This is a genomic window from Bacillus sp. N5-665 (genome assembly GCF_022637375.2).
In the GTDB taxonomy this organism is placed as follows: Bacteria; Bacillota; Bacilli; order Bacillales; family Bacillaceae_G; genus Bacillus_A; species Bacillus_A wiedmannii.
This window is the reverse complement of the sequence record NZ_CP093325.1, coordinates 2,493,034-2,515,452: the sequence shown is the minus strand read 5'-3', so window position 1 is coordinate 2,515,452 and position 22,419 is coordinate 2,493,034. Positions and strand designations below refer to the sequence as shown.

General features: G+C 33.6%; 18 protein-coding genes and 3 pseudogenes. 4 read left to right on the top strand and 17 right to left on the bottom strand.

Features of this window, described 5'->3' with window-relative positions; translation table 11 throughout:
• Positions 1 to 159: 159 nt before the first annotated feature.
• From MNO09_RS15500 to MNO09_RS15490, 3 genes are read left to right on the top strand one after another with little or no spacing between them, the layout of a single operon-like run.
• Positions 160 to 1,089 (top strand): AAA family ATPase, encoded by a 930-nt coding sequence (locus tag MNO09_RS15500; protein ID WP_000608793.1) that lies wholly within the window; start codon positions 160 to 162, stop codon positions 1,087 to 1,089.
• Positions 1,086 to 2,249: a DUF58 domain-containing protein gene (locus MNO09_RS15495; protein ID WP_001014375.1), complete on the top strand. Its 1,164-nt coding sequence runs from the start codon at positions 1,086 to 1,088 to the stop codon at positions 2,247 to 2,249. The genes MNO09_RS15500 and MNO09_RS15495 overlap by 4 nt, the downstream gene beginning before the upstream one ends.
• The gene (locus MNO09_RS15490) at positions 2,224 to 3,333 is read left to right on the top strand and encodes a DUF4018 domain-containing protein (RefSeq protein ID WP_088107307.1); all 1,110 of its coding nucleotides are present in this window, start codon (positions 2,224 to 2,226) and stop codon (positions 3,331 to 3,333) included. Before MNO09_RS15495 ends, MNO09_RS15490 begins: the two co-directional genes overlap by 26 nt.
• 57 nt (positions 3,334 to 3,390) lie before the next feature.
• Here the strand turns inward: MNO09_RS15490 and MNO09_RS15485 are convergent, their stop codons facing one another.
• Both MNO09_RS15485 and MNO09_RS15480 read right to left on the bottom strand, forming a co-directional pair.
• Positions 3,391 to 4,848: an MFS transporter gene (locus tag MNO09_RS15485; protein WP_001186934.1), complete on the bottom strand. Its 1,458-nt coding sequence runs from the start codon at positions 4,846 to 4,848 to the stop codon at positions 3,391 to 3,393.
• Positions 4,849 to 5,149: 301 nt separating this feature from the next.
• Positions 5,150 to 6,367, bottom strand: coding sequence for an aspartate aminotransferase family protein (locus tag MNO09_RS15480; RefSeq protein ID WP_078183356.1), 1,218 nt, complete (start codon positions 6,365 to 6,367; stop codon positions 5,150 to 5,152).
• Between the two features lie 259 nt (positions 6,368 to 6,626).
• On the opposite strand from MNO09_RS15480, the gene MNO09_RS15475 reads away from it, so the two are divergent.
• Positions 6,627 to 8,006, top strand: coding sequence for a catalase (locus MNO09_RS15475; RefSeq protein ID WP_088107308.1), 1,380 nt, complete (start codon positions 6,627 to 6,629; stop codon positions 8,004 to 8,006).
• Positions 8,007 to 8,130: 124 nt separating this feature from the next.
• Here the strand turns inward: MNO09_RS15475 and MNO09_RS15470 are convergent, their stop codons facing one another.
• The 15 genes and pseudogenes from MNO09_RS15470 to cdiI all read right to left on the bottom strand — a co-directional run bounded on the left by MNO09_RS15470 (position 8,131) and on the right by cdiI (position 22,358).
• Positions 8,131 to 8,658 carry a hypothetical protein gene (locus tag MNO09_RS15470; RefSeq protein ID WP_000723226.1) on the bottom strand — a complete coding sequence of 176 codons (528 nt, stop codon included), beginning with the start codon at positions 8,656 to 8,658 and terminating at the stop codon, positions 8,131 to 8,133.
• A 112-nt stretch (positions 8,659 to 8,770) separates the two neighbouring features.
• On the bottom strand, positions 8,771 to 10,525 hold the full coding sequence (locus tag MNO09_RS15465) for an adenine deaminase C-terminal domain-containing protein (RefSeq protein WP_078183354.1): 1,755 nt from the start codon (positions 10,523 to 10,525) through the stop codon (positions 8,771 to 8,773).
• Positions 10,526 to 10,823: 298 nt separating this feature from the next.
• Entirely contained in the window at positions 10,824 to 11,990 is a 1,167-nt protein-coding gene (locus MNO09_RS15460) for a serine hydrolase domain-containing protein (protein WP_000710665.1), read from the bottom strand.
• Positions 11,991 to 12,218: 228 nt separating this feature from the next.
• Entirely contained in the window at positions 12,219 to 12,725 is a 507-nt protein-coding gene (locus MNO09_RS15455; RefSeq protein ID WP_000805746.1) for a DUF3902 family protein, read from the bottom strand.
• Between the two features lie 258 nt (positions 12,726 to 12,983).
• Positions 12,984 to 13,709, bottom strand: a complete 726-nt coding sequence (locus tag MNO09_RS15450; RefSeq protein ID WP_001284446.1) for a hypothetical protein — start codon at positions 13,707 to 13,709, stop codon at positions 12,984 to 12,986.
• 15 nt (positions 13,710 to 13,724) lie between these two features.
• Complete coding sequence (locus tag MNO09_RS15445; RefSeq protein WP_001075922.1) at positions 13,725 to 14,834, bottom strand: DUF58 domain-containing protein; 1,110 nt, start codon at positions 14,832 to 14,834, stop codon at positions 13,725 to 13,727.
• Positions 14,831 to 15,763, bottom strand: a complete 933-nt coding sequence (locus tag MNO09_RS15440; RefSeq protein ID WP_000105656.1) for an AAA family ATPase — start codon at positions 15,761 to 15,763, stop codon at positions 14,831 to 14,833. The genes MNO09_RS15445 and MNO09_RS15440 overlap by 4 nt, the downstream gene beginning before the upstream one ends.
• 211 nt (positions 15,764 to 15,974) lie before the next feature.
• The gene (locus MNO09_RS15435) at positions 15,975 to 16,439 is read right to left on the bottom strand and encodes a hypothetical protein (RefSeq protein WP_000708801.1); all 465 of its coding nucleotides are present in this window, start codon (positions 16,437 to 16,439) and stop codon (positions 15,975 to 15,977) included.
• Positions 16,440 to 16,585: 146 nt separating this feature from the next.
• Positions 16,586 to 16,900 (bottom strand): annotated as a pseudogene (locus tag MNO09_RS15430) (immunity protein Imm33 domain-containing protein); the annotation flags it as partial.
• The gene (locus MNO09_RS15425; RefSeq protein ID WP_001234187.1) at positions 16,897 to 17,739 is read right to left on the bottom strand and encodes a hypothetical protein; all 843 of its coding nucleotides are present in this window, start codon (positions 17,737 to 17,739) and stop codon (positions 16,897 to 16,899) included. The pseudogene MNO09_RS15430 and the gene MNO09_RS15425, both read right to left, overlap by 4 nt.
• Before the next feature lie 132 nt (positions 17,740 to 17,871).
• The gene (locus tag MNO09_RS15420; RefSeq protein ID WP_001204638.1) at positions 17,872 to 19,119 is read right to left on the bottom strand and encodes a PoNi-like cognate immunity protein; all 1,248 of its coding nucleotides are present in this window, start codon (positions 19,117 to 19,119) and stop codon (positions 17,872 to 17,874) included.
• Between the two features lie 27 nt (positions 19,120 to 19,146).
• Positions 19,147 to 20,475: pseudogene (locus MNO09_RS15415) on the bottom strand (hypothetical protein); the annotation flags it as partial.
• 352 nt (positions 20,476 to 20,827) lie between these two features.
• Entirely contained in the window at positions 20,828 to 21,286 is a 459-nt protein-coding gene (locus MNO09_RS15410; protein WP_000409333.1) for a hypothetical protein, read from the bottom strand.
• Entirely contained in the window at positions 21,286 to 21,732 is a 447-nt protein-coding gene (locus MNO09_RS15405) for a hypothetical protein (RefSeq protein WP_000361832.1), read from the bottom strand. The genes MNO09_RS15410 and MNO09_RS15405 overlap by 1 nt, the downstream gene beginning before the upstream one ends.
• Before the next feature lie 237 nt (positions 21,733 to 21,969).
• Positions 21,970 to 22,358: pseudogene (gene cdiI, locus MNO09_RS15400) on the bottom strand (ribonuclease toxin immunity protein CdiI).
• Positions 22,359 to 22,419 lie beyond the last annotated feature (61 nt).

The window sequence follows — 22,419 nt, the reverse complement described above, 5'->3', positions numbered from 1 at the left end:
ATACATCGTATATCGATATTATATAATCATATTCCAAAATATGCAAGGTAATTTAATAACTTAATATCTATTTCTTTAAATCAAAAAATCGTATCAATTTTCTGAATAATTTGTTAAAATACAGAAATATCCGCTTATATTTTGAAAGGAATGATACATATGATAAATAAATTGAAAGAAAACATAGGATCGGTTTTTGTAGGCAAAGAAAATGTTATAGATTTATTACTCGTTTCATTGCTTGCTGATGGACATGTACTGCTTGAGGATGTGCCTGGTACGGGGAAAACGTTACTTGCGAAAACACTTTCTAAAAGTATTGGTGGTAATTTTTCTCGCGTCCAATTTACACCGGATGTACTACCGAGTGATGTAACAGGTATTGAATATTTCAATCCGAAAACGAGTGAATTCGAGTTAAGACTTGGGCCAGTCATGACCAATATTTTGCTTGCCGATGAAATTAACCGCGCTATGCCTAGAACACAGTCTAGTTTATTAGAATCGATGGAAGAACGACAAGTAACGCTTGAAAAGCAATCTACTCCTCTTCCGAAACCGTTCTTTGTTATTGCAACGCAAAATCCAATTGAATCACAAGGAACGTTCCCTCTACCAGATGCACAGCTTGATCGTTTTTTAATGACAATTTCAATTGGTTATCCGTCTCCAGAGGATGAACTACAAATGATGCGACGTTTTCGTAGCGATGTACCACTAGAAAGTGTCACATCTGTTATTTCTTTAGATGATATTTTAGAAGCACAGAAACGAGTAAAAGAAATTTTCGTATCAGAACCGTTAGAACATTACATTATTAAACTTGCTCACGCTACAAGAAATCATGATTACATCGCCAATGGTGTAAGCCCGCGTGCCACATTAGCTTTAGTACGCGCAGTTCAAGCACTAGCCTTTTTACGCGACAGAGAATATTGCACGCCAGAAGATATACAATTTTTAGTTCCTTCTGTTTGGAATCACCGTATCGTCTTATCAATGGAAGGTGCATTACGTACGACAAAAAATGAAATTATGCAAAGGATTTTTAAAGAGGTTGACGTACCAGTGGAGATTGAACAAACATGAATGGACAGCGCGTTGTAACTGTACCTTTATTTTTCCAACTCCATATTATTCAACTAACTGTCCCAGGCGCTATACTATTTACATTTTTTATGCCACAACAAATCATTATGTTTCTCTTTTTCTTCTATTATTTATTTGCGATTTTCATTTATAAATATGTCGCTTACATAGAGAAAACATTTGAAGTCGTAAATGAGAAACAAACTACTCGGCTTTTTCCTAATGAATCTGGGCAGTTTTTTATTCATTTAAAAAATGGAGCAAATATACCACTCGTTAACGGTGTTTGTTATTTTCATTTAAATCCGTCACTACTACCACAAAATGATCAAGGAATTGAACAAATATCAAAAACACTATTCTCTTTCCCGTTTTCACAACCTGCTCATTCATCGCAAAAGTGGGATTTAACATTAACCGCAACGAAACGTGGTGTGTTTCAAATTGAACAGTTCGAATGTGTCTTGAAAGATCCTTTTCATCTTTTAACTGTGCATTTGCCCATTTTTGATAAATTAAGGACTGAAATTATTGTGTACCCTTCTCCTAAAAAAGTAGCAGGCCTACAAGAACTACAGCAACTTTTAAACGGATCTTATCGAACGAATTTTTCTTTTTACAATGATGAAACATCTATTATTGGAGTTAAACGATATGAACGTGAGTCTTTCCGTTCTATTCATTGGAAAGCATCTGCTAAAATGCAATCATTACAGGCGAAGCAATATGAGCCTGTAAAAAATTATAGTTGGACGATTTGTCTTTCATTAGCTGCTGATCGCGGGTTTGGTTGGAAAGATAATATAGAAGACCTTATTTCATTTGCAACATACATTTGTCAATACGCAACGAAGCATCAAATACCGTTTGAACTATTTATTAGTGTATTAGCTGAAGGTGGTCCTCTGCACTTACCATTAAACGAAGGGCAAACCCATTACGGAATATCTTTAGAGGAATTAGCGCGTATTTCAGATGATAGTACGTTACTTCCGAAACAAGGATTTCTTCATTATGTAACGAGAAAAAGAGAACGATCGTCTACAATGATATACATTGGTTTACAGAGAAATGAACTCCCTCTTCTCTCTCAGCCTACGTTTCTCATTAATAACGAAGGGATGGTGGAAAAGCTTGAAAACTTGGCTTTATCACGTTAATGACTTTATTCTGCTGCTCCTCCTTTCGTTATTAACGGAAAGAGATGAACTCATCGGTATTGCTATATTTTTAGCAACAGGCTATATGGGAGTATTTCTTATCCATAAACTAATGAAGAAAAAAACAACAGGTTTTCTCATACTGTTACTTAGTCAAATAATCGGTTGTTCTCTCTTTCTCTCTTTCTCTCTATTTGGCACAATAATGTTACCACTTTTCTTCTTTATCGTACATGTAGTCGGACCAGGATATCCAGTTCAAAAATCATTAAGCGGTATTGTTTGGTTTGGTGTTTCAGCTATATTTTATGCGCCCTTTCCACCTTTGTGGAAACTGTTGCTGTTAGTAATACACATTATGATTACATTTTGGTTAACTGGGGCTAATCGTAATCAGCAGTTATTACGTTTCGCTTCTCTTATTACAATTGGAATAATTAGTGCTTTCCTCATTCCTATTTTCCCATACATTCGGCTTCTTTTTTCTTATGCCGTACAAGTAGTTGCTTTAGGATTTGGATACGCCATTAATCCGTTATTTTCGGCAGCTGAATCAAAAGAAACAGACGATTTTTGGTCGAATAAAGGGAATTTAAAGGATCCTCAAATTAAGGATGACTTTGGACAGCGTGCTTTTGATCCAACACTCATAAATAGCATTACAATAATAGTATGTACAACCATTGCTATTTACGTCGTTTGGAAAATAATAAAAAAACGAAAATATTTAAGTTTACCAAATATGCCTGCCTTCGAATCTACTATTATTACTGACAAAGAAGGAATGAGTTTAAAACATTTTAAACGAAACAAACCACCACATAACGAAATTCGAAAAGAAATTTTTAAGCTGGAGAGTAAATTAACTCCTCCTTTAAACAGAAAACGAGGAGAAACTATTGAAGCATGGTTAGAAAGAATAAATAGTGAAGAAGATGTAAATATTGAGAGTCATATTATTGTAAATGCTTATAATACAGTGCGTTATTCAAATGAGGAAAACACTGTACTTTTGCGTGAATTTAAGGAAGAGACTCATAAACTTTACTTGTATCAGAAGAGTTTGAAGAAAAGAAAGAAATAACATAACAAAAAAGACTCCTATTTTCATAGGAGTCTTTTTATACTTCTACATTACTTTTTAAATTGAAGCGTTTTTCCCTGCTTCAATTTCTAACGACTCTTCATGCCACCAAAGTGTTTCTTCAGGGTCTTCTTTAGCGATTAGGTGTGCTTCCTTTTTCGTTTCAACTGTAGGATATGAACCTTTAAGCGCACGTCCTGAAGTTGTAACGAATAATACACTAAATACGACTAATCCAATAATACTTACACCTGCTAAATAAAATGCCGGTGCAAGTGGGTTACCGGTTGCATGAACTAAGTATGAACATACGAGCGGTGTTGTTCCACCGAATATAGATACAGAAATATTAAATGAGATCGAAAGTGCTCGATAACGTACATCGGTGAAGAATAGTGATGGTAATAATGAAGGTAATGTTCCCTCATACACACTTAGGAAGAATCCTAATACGAAAATACCTGCAAATATAGCAGCAATATGTCCGTTACCTATTAGTAAAAATGCTGGAATTGCAAATACTGTTAAACCAAGTAAACCAATTTGCACAACACGTTTATTACCAATTTTATCACTTAATTTACCGAAATAAAGTGCCAGTGGAATCATAAGTGCCATCGTAATAGAAATAATTAATAAGCCAGTTGTTTCTTTGACTTTTAATACTTGAGTTAGATAAGAAGGAATATACGAAAGAATCATATAGTTTGTAATGTTAAAGAAGGCAACAATTACTGTGCTTAATAAGAAGTCTTTTTTGTGATATTTTAATATATCCATAAATGAAAATTGTTCGTTTTCTTCAGATTCCTCTTGTGCTTTTTCCATCTCTTCAAAGATGGGAGATTCATCTAAATGACGGCGTAAATATAAACCGACCAAACCAATTGGTGCAGCTACTAAGAAAGGAATACGCCAGCCCCAGCTGAGCATTTGCTCATCTGTTAACAATAACGTCAAAATGGTAACAATTACCGATGCAGCAATGTAACCTGAGAGTGTTCCAATTTCAAGACCACTACCGAGTATACCACGCTTTTTATCTGGAGAAGATTCTGCGATATAAACCATTGCTCCTGAATATTCGCCGCCTGTAGAGAAGCCTTGAATCATTCGGGCAACTAAAAGTAGTATTGGTGCCCATACACCAATTTGTTCATAGGTTGGTAGTAATGCGATGAATAATGTAGAAAGTGCCATTAAAATAATAGTAGTACTTAACACGATTTTTCGGCCGTACTTATCTCCTATTCTACCAAAGAATACACCTCCGATTGGTCGAACGAGAAAGGCTGCTGCAAATGTACCGAATGTAAGTACAAGTTGCAATCCACTATTATCAACACCTGAGAAGAATAATTGACTTAAGATAACCGCTAAATACGCGTATAATCCGAAGTCAAACCACTCCATTGCATTCCCTATACCAGTAGCAATTACTGCTTTCCTGGCTTGTTTAGGATTGACAATATTAACGTCTTGAGGTTCAAAATTTAAATCATTATTTTGTTGCATATAATAAAACAGCTCCTTATTTAATTTAACTTCTTTAAGCACACCTTCTCTTATTGAATAAATTAATTCGAAGCACTTAAGGAAAATTAATGTCTCCTTATCTGTTATTATTGTTTCACATAATTAATTATTTGTCCAATGAGATGCTCCCTAAGTTAAGTAATTTAGTATTTTAAAAAGCTGAAGAAGGCGCTATATGAGTACCTTTTTCAGCTTTTTATTTTTTTACGTAAATTTATTTTTTTACCACTATTTTCTTCCTATTTGCATTAAAAATAAGGTGATTTTTCATAAAGGATTTTTAAACACTTGCAATAGCGGATAAGCTATGAATACAGGAGATAAACTCATAAATAAATGCATCAATTTCTTCTTTTTTAATTATATATGGCGGAAGTAAACGGATGATGTTCCCTTGTGTAACATCAACTAACATCCCTTTCTCCATTAGCTCTACCTGTAATTTCTTCACATTTTCATTCGTATCATTCAAACTAATTCCAAACATCATACCAGCATGGCGTACTTCCTGAATATAATAAGAATTTTCTTTCTGAATTTCTTGCAATTTATCATTTAGATAGTGTGACGTTTCATACGCTTCTTGCATTAAATCATCGTCAATCAATGTATTTAAAACCGTTAACCCTAAAGCGGTTCCCATTGAAGAATGAGCAAACGTTGTGCCGTGATCTCCTGGTGCAAATACATCACATAACTTTTCACCTACAATAATTCCGCCAAGCGGTAACCCGCCTCCTGCTCCCTTACCAATTTGAATAATATCCGGAGTAATATTGAAATTTTGATAAGCGAATAGTTTACCAGTTCTCCCCATACCACTTTGAACTTCATCAACGATAAGAATGACGTTATATTTATCACATAAGTTTTGAACACCATGTAAATATTCACTTGATAAAGGGTATATCCCCCCGCTTCCTAATACAGGCTCTAGCATAATCGCAATTGGATGTTCTTTAACGATTGTTTCTTCTAATTGCTCTATATTCTCACGCGCTACTTCATATACCGGAATCGATGTTTTAGGGAAATTTTGATATACACTTTCTTGTCTCGTAAAATGAAGTGCTCCTAACGTACGCCCATGGAAACTATTCTTCAGCACTATGATTCCTTCACGTTCTTCACCCGTATTAGCTCTATATTTATCAATTAATTTTAATGTCGTTTCTGTCGCTTCCGTACCAGAGTTTGTAAAAAAGACTTTTCCGTTTTTTAAAGAGCAATCAACTAATTTCTTTGCATACTCAATCGCAACTGGGTTTAAAAAATGAAATGGAAGATGCAACGATTTCGTAACTTGCTCCATTGTCGTTTGCACGATTTTCGGATGATTATACCCTAATACGTTCACTCCGACACCAGAAAATAAGTCTACATACTCTTTACCATCCACATCATAAAGCTTGCACCCTTCTCCTCTTTCTATCGCAACCTTCGTACGACAGTAAGTAGGCATCATATATTCTTTATCTAATTGAAACCAATCCGACATTTTAAATTCCTCCTAGTTACTTTCCCTGTTTATTTATGTTCATTCTCTATAAATTCATTTTTAAGATTAATATTTTAATAGTAATTTTCTTCCCGATATTCATTTTTCCATAATTTCTTCTATTTCAACAGGTCCACTACATGTGCATTTTTTTCATCTAGCGGTCTGTTACCATTTTGGACTTTGCGTATCATACATAATCAAGGCTATGAAATCATATTTAGTAACAATGGACAAAAAAGATTTGGAGGCTATATAGATGGATGAAAATTATGATAAACAGGGGCAATCTTTACTAGGGAATGACTTTAATGAAAATGGAGAACGTAATGAACAAGCTATACTTCACTCACAAACAGTTGGTTCACGTGGACCGGCTCTAGAGCAAGATAGTGTACTTCACGAGACGTTACAAGAATTTATTCACGAAAAAATTTTAGAAAGACCTGTTCATGTAAAAGGATTTGGTGCGTTCGGTTATTTTCAAACGATCTATCCGATGTCAGAACATACAAAGTTAAGTTTTCTACAAAATTCTAATGAGAAAGTTCCTGTTATGGTTCGATTTTCTTTAGCTGTTAGTACGAAAGGAACACCTGACACTTCTAGAAATGTACGCGGTTTTTCTACAAAGTTTTATACAGAAGAAGGCATTTTTGATCTTTTATGTAATCACATTCCTGTCTTTTCTGTTCGTGATCCGATGCGTTTCCCTGAAACGATTCAAGCGTTGTTACCTTCACCTATAAATAACTTAATAGACCCTAATAGATTTTGGAGCTTTGTCGCTAGAGCACCTGAATCCATTCATTTCGTTGTCCATTTATATTCTGATGCTGGTACGGCCAAAAGTCTTCGCCACATCCCAGGACATAGTGTTAATACATATGTATGGAGAAATGCAGAAGGTAATCGAAAGTATGTAAAGTATCATTGGTACCCCTTTGAAGGTGTACAATACATTACTAGTGAGGAAGCGAATAAACTGGCTGCTGAAAACCCTGATTATAGTGGGAAAGATTTATATGATGCAATTGCAAATGGTAAATCAGTAGAATACGGTTTATATGTCCAGCTCATGGATCCGAAAGATGAAGCACATCTTTCTTATGACCCTTTAGATGATACAAAAGTATGGGATGAAAAGTCGTATCCTCTTATACCAGTCGGCAAAATGGTATTAAATAAAAATCCTGAAAATTATATGGAAGAAGTAGAAAAAGTCGCTTTCTCCCCTTCTAATTTACTAGACGGCGCTGAATTATCAGATGATAAAATGTTGCAAGGACGCGCTAACATTTATAGTGATTCTCAAAGAAGAAGAATTGGTTCCGAATTTCGCAAATTGACCATTAACCAACAACAAAATTGGACACCTGCTAATCAAATAACGAGCGGTGACGGAAGATACGTTGAAGGTAAACTTGAAAGAACTTCTATTACGAAACAGGATGACTTTACGCAGCCTAGTGAATTTTATGCGAAGTTAAAACCGATTGAAAAAGAACATCTTGCTAAAAACTTAGCTAGTGATTTGAAAGTTATCTCTGATGATATTAGAAAGGTCGTTTTAGGGTATTTTCATAAAGTGTCTGCTGATTTGGTGAAGAGGATTGAGAGTGCGATGCAAAAGGTTTAATGATATAAAAAAACGTCATTTTAAACATTAAAATGACGTTTTTTTATGGCGAAATTACTAGTAATTTCTACCGCCTCATTTACAATTCTTAACGAAATTTTTCCCCTTCAAAATTTCCGTTATTTCATTTTAGATTATGGTACTCATTTCTCTTTTTTATATAATCTTTTTCACATTGTAACGGCTTGAATTTCACTTTTTTCCCTTTCTTCTTTTTCGTTTCTATAACGATCCATTCCCCTTTTTCAACATCTAGGTTTAAGTGTTTCATTACATTGATATTATCTTTTTCTTTATAAAGTAAAAATGCTTCTTGCAATGCCACAAATAAACTAGGCTGCTCTCTAAATCCACCACTATCATAAATTTTAGTTAGCGAATTATAATAAGAATCATTTTCTCTTCCGCCATACATTAAATGTGCAGCATCCAGGTCTCTTTGGCTAACTTCCAAAAAACTATGTTCATCAATATTTAAATCAAACGTAGATTGAATGTCCCTCATAATATTTTTCACATACTTCTCATCTCGAATTTTCCTTTTTTCAAGACAATCAGAAGATAGCTCTGGTGCATCTGTTTGAGAATGTACAACTTGTTGAATAGATACACATAATATAAATACACTTAAAATATACAATATTTTTTTCATACTTACGTTTCACCTCAAGTAATTTAGATACTTTATTATTTGAGGCTCACAATATTCTTATGCTAACAATGTGAAAGGCCCTATAAATTGGACTTTTATAGGGCCTTTCATATTAACATTGCCTTATCAAATTCACCGGTGAAGCCACTACCTTACTATTTTTCACATCATATAGTCCTATAGGCGTTACCCGTATAAAAGGCAAGTGCGTCGCGGAAAAGAATAAAATGGTAAATGCCGGATCATCATACGCGTAGCCACGCTCTTGCAATAATTTCACCAACTGTTTCTCTTCCTGTATTAATTCACTCATTTTTAAATTAGACATAATCCCGAGCAATGGTAATGCGATTTCGTGTAATACTTCATTCTTTTCAGCTATTACCATTCCCCCGCCAAGCTCTTTTACTCTATGAAAAGCTGTAAGCATATCTTCTTTATTCTTCCCGATAAGAATGATGTCACCTGTACCAGAATAAGAGCTAGCAAGACCTCCTAATTTATTTGCGAATCCTTTTACAACTGTATTTACTCGCCATGTACCGTTACGAGCAATCATCATAAGAAAACACTCATCATGATCTAAAGAAAGTTCATCACAGTTTAAATCAATTTCAGTCGTATATAGTTTTGTTATAACGTTATTCAATAAATGTATACCCGCTTTATGAGAAAGAATCATATCCTCTTTTTCTATAGACCAGTCTAATAATAATGGAGTTACTTTGAATTTACTCCAGTCTATTTGTACTGATTCATTTTTATTTACTCCGTTGCGCTTCACCCATTTCCCCTTTGCAATGACACTTATTGGAACCGGGTTTTCTTTACTTTCCAAAATATTAATATTAGCTATTCTACCTGTCGCAATCGATCCATGTACATGTTCCATATTATAATAACGAGCGATATTATAACTTGCCATATGATAAGCATCTATTATTGGCACTCCTTGTTTTATCGCGATAGCTATCATTACGTTCGTCATTCCATTTTCATAAAACGAAGGATGTGAGCCGTCTGTAGTAAGAATAAATCTATCAAACTGCTTTACTCCTAGTTCCAGCAATTCTTTCAGTAAAACTTCTAAATCTGGTCGTATGGAAGAATTTCTTAGAGAAACAGTGTAACCTTGCATAAGACGAGCAAAAGCTTCCTGCCCTGTCATAGCTTCATGATCACAATCTGTACCTAACAATTTTAACTTCGCTAAAGTCGTTTCAGATGCTCCTGGAAAATGTCCTTCCACTTTTTTATGTAATCGTTTCGTTTCCTGCACCCAATGTAACATTTCATCATCGCCATGTAATAACTTTGGCCACGCTGTTAGCTCGCCACCTTGAAGAACTGCTTTATGCTTAAGCCACTCTATTATTTCTTCACGATTAAATAAAGATTCCCCGTTTTGCAATTCAGTTTGCCCATCAAAACGACACCACCAATACATACTTGCTGGAATCTTTTCAAATTCATCTAATAAACGAAATGCTTCTTCACGTTGTAATGTGAAAAATAAAGTTAAATTATCATTAATAAAAGTCGTCGTCCCAAATTGCATCGCATAATTCGCTAAAGTCTCAGGATTATATAATTGATATGGATGTGCATGAGGTTCTATGTAACTTGGAACTACATACTTTCCATCACAATCAATGACTTCACATTCATGCAATTGCGCTGGCAGCTTTTCTCCTACATAAACAATCCGGTCATCATAGATCCAAATATTTGCTTGTACCCACTCGCGCATATAGGAATTTAAATATGTTGCATTCTTCAATAAAATGTGCGGACTTCTTTTGCCATCTATTACTTCAACATGTTCTCTTAATTGCTTGTTACTCCATCTAAACTGATTTTCTCCCAATGAATTTCACTCCACATCAATTTACTTTTATTTATTAAAATAAAAACAATTAACTAACTAAAGTATTCTCTATCCATAACTCCCCTGTATAACCCCTATACCCTTCATTATATGGAACGATTGCAAAAATAACAATTTTCAAAATTCAAAACATACTTCTTTGATTCTCAATAAAAAAAGATGTCGTGTAACCGACATCCTTTTTTATACTAAACTATACGATTGAAATACACTTGATGTCATACTAGGAATGCTAATACTGTCCTTTAAAGCAGGAGCCTATTCGCATTCTATTCATCTATTTCTTAAATTCAATTTGCATCATTTTATTAAACTGTGTACCAATATCAATCACACCTAAAGAATTAGTACTGACAGCCAATGTATGTTTGCCACCCATTACTCCACCAGCAAAAGTAGTAAATCCAGGAATTCCTCCTGTATGCCCCCAAACTGATGCACCGTTTGGAAGTTTAGTTTCATAGATCCCAAGACCATATCCATGACCAATGTCTTCTCTTTCTGTAGGAACTGTTGTCATCATTTCTTTTAACTGAGTTTCCTTTAGTAACTTGCCACCAAGTAAAGATGAAAAGAACTTATTTAAATCGTCCGCATCTGAAATCATATCTCCCGCTGAATTAGCTAAACTCGGATTATAATACGTCATGTCTTTCAATTCACTTGTTTCGTCAATTTTCATATACCCTCGAGCATGATTCTTTCCTGGGATGACGGGTGAATTACCTGGTAAAAACGTATTTGATAGGTCCAAAGGCTCAATAATGCGCTTTTCAATTTCTTCCGCGTAACTATTACCAGTTATTTTTTCAATAAGCATTCCTAGTATTACGTATCCTGTGTTTGAATACGACCAACCTTTACCTGGCGAAAAATCTGGTGGTAGAGCAAGTCCTATTTTCACTATTTCTTCTGCTGTATACGTTTTTTTCGAATTCATAATGTTAGCGTCTTTTGACTTTAAATATTCAGCTATACCACTTGTATGGTTCAAAAGTTGACGTATCGTAATTTGATTCCCATCATACCCATTTCCTTGAATGAGACCCGGTAGCCACTTTTCAATTGGATCGTCAAGTTGCACACGATTTTCTCCTACTAATTGAAGAACAGTCGTAGCAGTAAAAGTTTTCGTCACACTACCAATCCGAAAACGATAATCCGATTTCATCGATTTCTTTGTACTTAAATCCGCCACGCCAGCAGTGTAGCTACTAGTTTTTCCGTTTTTAAAAGCCTTAGCTAATATACCTGGTGTTCCAAGCTGCACCGTTTCCTGCATGACTTGTTTCCAACCATTCCGATTCTTTTGATCCTGTGCTTCTGACGAACTAGAAATATTTTGAGTAGACTCTGCTTTCACAGTAAAACCTGGTGTGAATAGAGTAGTACTCGCTATTAACACTGCCAAACTTCCTAACTTTATTGAAGTACATTTTTTCATAAGGTTCTCTCCTCTTTTAAAATCGTATTGATTCAAGTTATACCTTAATCCTAAATGATAAAACTTTCTTTTTTCTTATCCATTCCTTACGAAATACTTACTTTCAAAATTTGATGACCAGATGGAAAAAGTAATGTATGAAAATAAAAAAGAACGTGTTTTCAATTTATGAAAACACGTTCTCTTACATACTTAAAACCCTATATCAACTTGTCATTTCATTCACTTTTACCATCCTGCACTAGCGTTCATGCCATTTCCGATAATAGTAAGAAGTAGTGGCCATAGTACTGGCCCTAACGTAAGAAATAGATTTAGCAGTATAAGTATTCTATATCTTCTAGGGATATTATAATTTTTACGATTAACAAATACTACAAAAACTAGTAATATTATGGTCGCTAAAAATAAAAGTAACACTAACAACCAATACCAAACCATTAAACTGAGACTCCATGGCTGTAATAGCTCGTGTACAATACCAAAGATGATTCCCAATACGGCAAAACTAAAGGTAGTAACGGTTGCTTTGATAAACCATTTACTTAATTTTTTATCGTATGTATACTTACAATATAAATCTATTAACGTGTATAAAGATAAAAATGCCATTAATACACCTACCCAAGACAATAACCAGTCTCCGCCTCCTCTAACTAACATAAATAGAAACCAACACATCCCTACTGCAGAAAAAATAAAGGAAAGAAGTATGTTTTTCAATACCGGTTTCATTCTATTTTCACACCCTTACAAAAATTTAAAAATAAATTATAGTTTTTTATTTACATGATACCCGTAATTGATTTATCCCTTTTTCATTCTATATTGATGAAGTGAAGATAAACTCATAAAAAATTTAACGAGCAATACTCTACTAAGGCAACCTTTTTCCATTGGTAGCGATATAAAAAAGTAAGTATACATTACCACGTAATTAAATATAAGTAAATAAAATTAATTTACAGTTAATTTTATTTACTTATATTAACGTCACCCTTTCCCGTCTCGCTCTATCCATCGTACAGTCTTCTCTACATCTAACTTCGTATACGTCTTTTCTCCATAACGGACAGACTCATATATCGGAATAATATCTCTCGTTCTACAAATTCTACTTAACCATTGTTGCATCGTTTCATAGGACCTTCTCTGTTCGTGAAATGGTAAAGCTCTTTCCCATTCAACTAACGTTTTCCTAATCGTATCTTTAGGTAACGGCTGTTCAAACTGATGCTTCACTTTCTTGTTCTTTTCGGTTCTATCCGTATTTTCCTTTGTTATCGATTGTTTATCCTGTTCTATTTCTGATTTCTTTGCCTTTTTCCTCGTTAATTTATAAAAAGCATATAGAATAACTACTGCAATAATTACATAAAAAACGACACTAATCCATGCATTTGAAAGAACAGAGAATATGTCTCCCCATGAACTTTTCTTTTCGAAACCTTTAAATTTTTTACCCGTTGTTGTTCTCTCACCATTATCTCCCACTTTTTCCTTTTCCAAAGGTGTTCCATAATCTTCAACCTTTTCGGTGTCTATCGTTTCTTTATATATTTTTTCAGGTTTCTTTTCACTAAAAAAACGCTCTTTTACTATGTCTTGTATATGCACAACACCTTGTGATAACGTTATCGCACTAACCGTAAAGAAAAGTAGTATGAATACTCTAGCACTCCACAACTTTACTTTCACATGTCTCTCTTTATTAGCCATGACATAAACCCCTTCTTATTCTTTAATTACGACCCATTTATTCGTTCTACTGTATTTCCTTGGGGAAGTACCAAGAATTAAAGGAACTGCATCCAATTCTTTTCGACGAAAGCCTGCTGTGTAAAAATAAGTAGACGATACAGGAGTATCTTGGTCCGATATTGAGGCAAGTACTTTTAATACATTTTGCAAATGTTTTCGGTTATGACCGTTCTTTATATGTAACAAACCGTTATCTTTTACGCTATTGATCCATACTTCAAATGAGCAGTTTTGTATGAGCAATTGTTTACATATGCCTGCCGTTAATTCAATGAGTTCCTCTGTATCATTTCGCAAAGAAATTCCGCTTTTATTTTGCAAGTTGAGATATATCGCATATTTATCTGATTGTGTTCGTTCGTACTTTTTCGCAGTTATCGTCCCTGTTTTCGCTGTCGCACTCCAGTGTATAGAACGAAAATCTTCATTTTCATACGATTTCACTCCCATTACTTTCGTTTCATCATATAAGGGTGATGACATCGCTTTTCGAAATCCTCGTGACCATTCTCGTAATTCAGGAACTTGCATTTTCGGAACAGCTGGTAAAACTAAATAGGACGGCGTTTTAACTTGTTTATATGTTATATGGTTCGTTATGAATCCAAAGAGATCCGTAATGACAATTTCTACTTCTTCCCATTTCGCAATTCCTCTTTTTACAGCTACAGCTTGCAAATCAAATGAAGCTGACTCCCTTCCTTTTAAATTAAAATTCATATAATAATTTGAACCTGTATTCGTATTTTTGTTTATTTCATCATGATTCCAAGTTAGCTTATTTTCACATTTAAATCGAAATACGATATTGAAAATAGGAAATAACGACTTGTTTGAAATTTTCATTTTGCACACATTCGCTTCACCTATAAAAATATTTGAATTCCCTTGACTGTATTCCCATTCAACACGAGACGCTTTACGTATGTACACATGCATAGCACCTATTAAAATTACATACAAAAATATGAGAGATAAAAACAGCAGATTGCTTGAAAATACACATAAAATAATGGCTACAACTGACATAACTCCCATTACGAAAGGCTCCGCTAATGGTGTATACACAAGCTGTTGATTCATCGTATATTCTCCACTGGTACATTAATCGTATGAAGAATTTCTTTCATGATTTGTTCTTTCGTCGTTTTCATCTCCCCTTCAATCGTTAACGTTAAACGATGAGCACAAACGGATGCAGTAAGCGTCTTAATATCATCTGGCGTACAATAATCTCTTTCATTTAATATTGCCCGTGCTTGAATCGCTCTCATAAACGCCAATGTCCCCCGCGGGCTTACACCAATTTCAATTAGCTCATGCTTTCGTGTTGCCTCAATAATTTCAAGAAGATAATCTTGCACATCATTTCCTACTAGCACTTCTCTTGCACGTTTTTGTACTGTAATAATTTCTTCACTTGAAATAATTGATTGTAACGTTTCTAACGGATCATTCGTTTGAAGACGATTCATCATCTCCTTTTCTGCTTCTCTCGTAGGATAACCTTGACGTATAGTTAGTAAAAAACGGTCTAGCTGAGCATCAGGTAAAGGAAATGTACCGGCCGATTCAAGAGGATTTTGCGTTGCAATAACTAAAAAAGGTTCTGGTAATGAATGTGTCTGTTTCGCAATCGTAACAGTACGTTCTTCCATAACTTCGAGTAACGAAGATTGCGTTCTCGGTACAGCTCGATTAATTTCATCCACTACTACTATATTTGCAAAAATAGGACCTAACCTCGTTTTAAATTCCGATTCCTTCACATCAAAATATTCAAGACCAATAACATCTCCAGGCAAAGTATCCGCTGTAAATTGTATTCTTTGAAATTTAGCGTCCACACTTTTAGCCAAACTTTTCGCTAATGATGTTTTTCCTGTCCCAGGTACATCTTCTAATAAAATATGCCCCCTTGCTATAAGAGCTATAGCTGCCAGTTCAATCGATTCATCCTTACCTATAATAACCTTCGAAATATTGTTAGTAATTTTCTTTAATGTACTCATATATTAACCTACCACCTTTAAATTTTCTAAAAATTAAGAATATATACTTTCCAAATTATAACATATAGCACAAAGTTGAAACAGAGCAACAAGCAAACTTATATTTTTACTTTACTTCACGTAAAAAAAGCACCTATTGTCCTCTGTTGACAATGAAGTGCTTAACTCACGTGATTTTCATATTGGGCATTTGACACCTTATATAAATACATTATCTTTCCTCTCTGCACAAATGAATATAATGACCAAAATCAGGAAACACATCCCATTTATTTTCAAGATCATCATGATTCTCTCGTTCCTCAACTAACCCTCTATTCACATCCACCTTTTCCATTATTATATAACCATTTTCGTGGAAATTGAAAATCATGCTAGTTTTTTCTTTTTCATTCGTATCATTATATTCCCAATACATAGCTGTTCTTAAGAAAATTCTATTATCATTTATAACTTCAAAATCATAATTTAAATACTTACGAACTAATTCATCATAAAACCCAACTGAAATCCAATCTTTTGTAATATTAATAACATACTTAATCCTTTCACCTTCAATTAACAAGGCCGTATATGGTTCGTTATTTTGATGACACAAATATGCTTTACACTCATCAATCATATTCCAAGGTTTCTTTCTAATATCTGACCACTCGTCACAATAATAAATTTTCATAGTTAATAGTCCCTACCTCCTACCTTATAAACCTCTTAAAAATATGCCTCTTTTCTATTTTTTTCATCATATTCTATAAAATAAATACTGTAAGTCAACACTTATAGACTTACCATGATCGTTAATAGTCTCAATTGATATTCACTTCATTTCTTATCTATGTCACCCCAAATATCAACATCACATTCATTTAAAATCACTTTCATTTCATCCTTCTCAAATACTACTAAATAATTATACGGTAAGGCTAGCACTTAAATAATTTTAGGTTTCATTTTTAATAATTCATGGGCATATATGATTTCCAATTCTCCTGATACTTCTTCATTGTTAGGACCTATATACCAACCTGAATCACCTTCATCACAACCAATAGATCTTTGTAAATACACCTCTTCTTGTTGCAACACATTTTTCGCTATCACAATCTTATCGTTAAATTTTATTAATTGTCCCTCTATTTAACTAGTAACGCTTTATATAATCGTTCAGAACGTTTCTCGATTTTATTATTTGCATTTACCATAAATTCAAAAATTCTGCTTTGAACAATTTGATTTTTTTGAATTTCCGATAGTTTGCGAGCCTTTACTTTATTAAATGAATTTGGCAATGGGTATTCAAAACAATGTCCCTTCCATAACTCTAATTTATCATCAATAAAGTCTTGCATATAATAATCTGTTACGAAAGTATCGAAAGAACGGCCTAAAAAACTTTGTAGTGACATTAATGTTAAATCCCAATAATCTCTAGTTGCAATAGCACGCCCAACGTTAAATCCTTTAGGCAATAATGTCATATTTCCTATTGTATGTGTCACTGTAGCAAAACGCATAACATCGGGATGATTATTAATATTTTCATAATGATTAAACACTTTTTCAGACAATAACCATTCATACCTTAACAGCTTTAAGGCATTTTTTTTAATTGATTTAGGCTTTACACCACGATTATTACAGAATGTATTAAAATCATTTTCCCAAAATGACTTATCACTTGATAGCAATAAAAGCCGGTACGTTTGATAAAAAGAATTCATAGTATCTAAATCTACATTGTTCAAGTTTTTATTTACATATATTTTAGAATATATCTCTAAAACAAGATCACATCTATCACAGTCAAATTTTTCTTTTACTCTGTTTAAAATTCTTTCTTGATAATCTTTTTTGTACAAAATAAATTTTTTTACAGGATGTAATTCTTTTTGCACTTCAAATGATGGTGAAAGGTTTTTAATATCAAAGTGAATTACTTCATTTTTATCTAGTTTAATAAAATCTGCCAATCTCAATTCAACAGCCTTCTTTCCCTTTACTTTTTAGTAACTATACGCTCTTTTTTCTCCAACGCATGCATTTTTTTCAATTAACTAGTAAAATGTATTCTAACATTACATATGATGACAACCATTTCAATTTGTTCGTTATAGAACTTCCTCTACATCGACACTCTTAATCTTCACTTCATACATATTTGGGATGTTTGCTTCTTTTGGTACCCATGCATAATAATTTTGATCATTCTCTAAAATAAATTGAATTAACTTTGTTTCTGATCCATTCCAGAAATTTTTAAGATTATCAATGTAGTCCTCTAAATCTTCTTTATAGTCCAATTGTAATATATAATCTCTTACCGTCAGAGCAAACACAATTAAACTTCCTAATAGATTTTTTTGCTCATTTTCTTCTTCATACTCTTGTGGTAAGAACCACACTTGACCTATTCCTATCGTTTTTTTGTATTTTTCATAAAAACTACTATCATCCATATTCTCATAATCATGTATTAATTCATTGACCAATGAATGCCATCTTGGAGGAATAATATTTTCCAATGTAGGATTATGTTCAATTCCTTCTACTATATCCTCGATTTCTTCTGTCTCATCTTCATAGTGATATTCACTTAGGTCTATATGCTTAAATTTCATTTCATTTTTATAATGTGCCAAATCATATGGATAATGGTTATTACCTTTTAAACTTGTATCATCAAGTTCCAAAATTTTCGCAAGCGCCGCTGTTTCAAAACTCCAATATCCTACATATCCAGGTTCTTTATGCGCATTTTTCCATTCATAATCATAATGGCCTCTAAACCATTCTTTCTCCATGTACGTTTGCAATCTTTTAGACGCTTCTTTTTTATCTGTTTGTGCAAGTTCTATAATCTCTCTCGTTTTTGCATATGGATTTTCTTTAAAATAAACATTCGTCATTTTTGTGTATCCGATATCACTAGCGCATAAGAGGAAATCGATTACTGCATCATTCACATTTTTTTTATCAACTATCTTTTTTAATCTTTCTATATTCTTTTTATCCGTCTCTAACAAAATTCCTAAAGAAATTATCCAAAGCATATATATATAACCCACTTTGCTAGTCCCTGTATGCTCTAAATCATCTATCGCATTATAAAAATATACTTCCATTTTACTAATGTCTTCTCCTAAAGAATACATTGCCCTAATGTCGTTCATCTCATGTATAAAATTCGACAAATAATTTTCTAATACAATACTTTTGTTATCATTAGGATATCTTTGAATACCATTTTTTTCATCTTCTTCTAAACTTTTAATCTCTTCTCTATTTTCTTCGATAAACTCTTTATGATATTCTATTCCCCTTTTACATTTTTCTTCTATACATAAATGATCTCTCATTCTTTTTAATTCCTCCTCGCTTCTAGATTATGGCCACTCTCCAACGATGTTACCCTTTGCATCTATCTTAAATGTTTTAACCTTTCCACTACTATCAACTTTTGATAATACTCTTTCAACTTTACCTCTTTTCAAGGCTTTCGTAATCTGTTCAGCTAATACTTCATCTCCCTCAACAGCTTTTAATATTCTACTTTTTCCAGTTTCAGAACCTTTCAACCAATCATTTGACATTTGTCGTCCATCTTTAGTTTTCCCCAATTGTGAACTACCAAACTTAGCCTCATCTATAACGTATTTGATCTTTGATTCTGCATTTGCATTTTCGTATAATCCATCAATCCCTTTTACTATTTTATCATTTATGCCTGATGGTGTACTTTTTCCGACTGGCTTTAAATCAAATCCAGCTTCTTTTAAACTTTGATTATTCAATAAATTGTCACTAGATTTTATTTCACCATAATTCCCTTTTTGCTTATTGGTAGCTGTTTTTGCATCAAAATTATCTACAGTTGTGTTTTTGTTACTGCTATGTTTACCGTTAGCCGCACCTCCACCAGAAGACTGGATTTTTTGAATAGTATCCTTAGTATTTTGAATCGATTTATTCCAAACAAATCCACCATGTACAAAAAGACTTGCCCCAGTAGCTGTTGCTGCTATATCTAATGGAATAACAATTGGTGATGCTAACCCACCAGTTCCTACTTCTGCCACGATAGTTAAGAAATTAGATCCGCCTATGAGCGAGATACCTTCAAACATTTCTACAATGGACCCGGCTATTGATATAACATTTCCAGCCAACCTTCCAGCTTGGTAAGTTGTCTTACTTTCTAATTTATCATTCTCATGTGGTTGTAGTCCAAAAAAGTTTTCTAGTGCTGCATCACCAGCACCTTGAAAAAATTCGATAACTCCATGCAAAAATGTTTGCGCATAAATGGCTGTTTTTTCATGCCATGATCTATTGTCTTCCTGCTCTTGTAAGTTAAATTGTTGTTTTTGCAAAGTAATTTGTTTCATCTCGGTTTGACAAGCTTGTTCTTCTATAATCCCCTGAATCGAACTCACCCAATCCATATTCAACCCTTGTGTACTAAACGTCCCACTCACAGGACTAAATCCTTTCCCGCTTTGCACTTCAGCGAGTCCGGCTGTGATGCTAGCCGCTAATTGGAGGGCGGTGCTGTAGTTGTTGCTGGATGAATGATTGAATTCATATAAATGCTCTAGTTTTTCTTCTAGTTTTTTTCTCATTGCACCTAATACCGTTACAATTGCACCTACTCCGGGCATTGGTGTAAGTACTTCTACTGCTTCTATACTAGCGATCGATTGATTGGCATGTCTCGTAGAGTAAACTGCTACGATAATCCAGTCGTTGAAAACTTCTTTATATCATGAAAGAGAATTGTGGAAGCACTTCAGCATTTGAAAATTTTGTTTTTGTATTTTGGGATATATAATTCACCGTACCAAATATTGTAATTCCGAAACAAAAAGCACTTGTTGCTTTTAGTTGGCAATCAAGTGCTTTAAGTTTATCTGCTTATTAAGTAGGATTATTTCAGGGAATTTTCAATTAACTTTACAATATCTTTAAAACTTACGAATTCATTAGTTTCATGTTTATTCCATTTATTTATATTCTTAGCCCACTAATAGCTATCTCGCCTAGTTATTGTTCTTATATTCAAAAGAATTACCTCTCTTCTTTGCACAAATATAAGTATTGGCCAAACTCAGGGAATGTATCCCAATTTCTAGATACATCATCTTTTGTCTCTCGCTCTTCTACTTCTCCAGTTTTAGAATCTTTTTGCTCCATAGCAATATGACCATTTTCTTGATACCCCAAAATCATATTTTTTAACTGTGTATCCCCGTCATATTCCCAATACATTATTGTCCTTAGGAATATTCTATTATCTTCTTTAACAATAAAATCGTAGTGTAAATATTTACGAAGAAAATCATCCAAAAAACTTACCGATACCCATTTATCAGTGACATTTACTAAATACTTTGGCTGCTCTCCATCATTGAGAACAGCAGTATAAGAATGTCGATTTCCATGAAGTATCTTGGCTGCATTCTCATCAATAATATTCCAAGGCTTCTTCTTTATATTAGACCACTTATCACAATAATAAATTTCCATTAATTATACACCTTCCCATTAATATCACGAATAATAATCCCTTTCTCATTCGCCTCTTCAATAATTTTTTGTGGAACTGGTTTTGTTTGTACAGGGACTTCCAAAATTAATTCTCCATCTAGTCGACCACCTTTTAAAGCATTAGGATTAAATTTACCTGAAGAAATTTCTGAACCGGAAGAATACTTTTTAGTAAACTCACTTAAATAACTTAATGCCGTCTTTTCTTTTACTTCAGCCAATTGGATAAATTTCCTCGAGACAATTTCTTCACCCGGAATATAAGAATCCACAACATATTTCTTCCTATTGATTTCCTTTTTCTCTAACTCTACTTCATTATAAGGATATCGAGAGCGCTTTTCCTTATTAAATCTATTCCCTGCTTCCCATTGTTTTTTCACAAAATCGGGTATTGATTTCTTTTTAGATAGTGTTTTATCCATACCCTTATAGTTGTTATCTCATGCTAATGTTTAATTGGGGATTTTTTCAATACACTCAACAAAAGAGACCTCAAATATGAGGTCTCTTTTGTTGACTCTTCTTCATCTATAACTTCCTCTTTACTAATTCAATACCAGACAATCTGCCTTATTGAAATATACTACAATACTAATGAAAACATATTTTTGAAAAAGTTCTTTTCTGCCCTCAGAATTTAGCAAAATAGCTATAAGCTATTACAAATTTAAGCTACGCTTAACTTGCACTAATAAGTCTATTAATCCATTTCTTTCTGGATTTTTTTCCACTTCCTTTTTCACATGTTCTTCCAAATAATTACAAAAAGTTTCAAAGTCCAAATACAATTGTTGTTCAGACTCAACAGCTGGAGAATCTAATTCAACTAACACATGTTTATCATCTAAAGGTGTAGGTAGCTGTGACATATCAAATTCATCTAAATCAGATTGAAAATGAACGAATACTATTTCTTGTCCAAACCCCTCCTTTTTTACAAAAAACTCAAAGCTCTTTCCAAGTACTTACCGTTTATAAAGTTAAAATATATTGACATCAATTCATCATTTTTCTCTTTATCTTCAATAAATTCATAATTACTATTCATTTTATCCTCCTATAAATATTGTATCTTAATATCCTCGGCAACGCTGGCTCCCTTACCTCCA